Origin of the sequence: Vibrio sp. 10N.222.55.C6 (genome assembly GCF_041473395.1) — a bacterium.
Taxonomy (GTDB): domain Bacteria; phylum Pseudomonadota; class Gammaproteobacteria; order Enterobacterales; family Vibrionaceae; genus Vibrio; species Vibrio crassostreae_C.
In genome coordinates this window covers 1-552 of record NZ_JBFRSD010000868.1, presented here as the reverse complement: position 1 = coordinate 552, position 552 = coordinate 1, and the positions used below count along the sequence as shown (strand labels likewise).

The window sequence follows — 552 nt, the reverse complement described above, 5'->3', positions numbered from 1 at the left end:
CTACATGACCGTTCTCTTGCACGTTATCGCAAGACATGACCGTGAATGGTGTTAAGCCACGTTCACGTCGAATTTTGAGCGCTTGCACAATGTAACCTAATGCTGATTTAGGTTCGCTTGGGTTAGCTAGGTCAGCGATGACTAATGGGTTATTTTTGTCGAGTTTTCCTGTCGCTGGGTCTGCGCAGTAGCCTTTCTCTGTGATGGTCATAGAAACGATAGCCACTTGAGGTTCGGCCATTTTTTCTAATACGGTTTCGATGCCGTCTAGGCTTGGGTGAAGAGATTCGGCCACTGAGCCGATCACTTTAACGTCTGTGGATTCAGCGCCTTTTTCAGCAACCGTGTAAAGGTGATCTTGCGTGCGAAGTGATTCAATTAAGTCTTCGCCTCCGAATAGGTTAATTTCGCAAATACCCCAATCAGTGCTGGTCTTGCTGAGCATTTCATTGGTGAACAACGCTTGATGCGCTCGGTGAAATGCACCGAAGCCAAGGTGCACGATACGGCTTTGGAGTGCTGAACGGTCGTAGTCAGGTCGTAGTACAGTGT

At 48.0% G+C, this 552-nt stretch carries 1 pseudogene; it reads right to left on the bottom strand.

Going from position 1 to position 552, the window contains the following annotated elements:
• Positions 1-552 (bottom strand): annotated as a pseudogene (locus AB4486_RS26610) (fructuronate reductase); the annotation flags it as partial.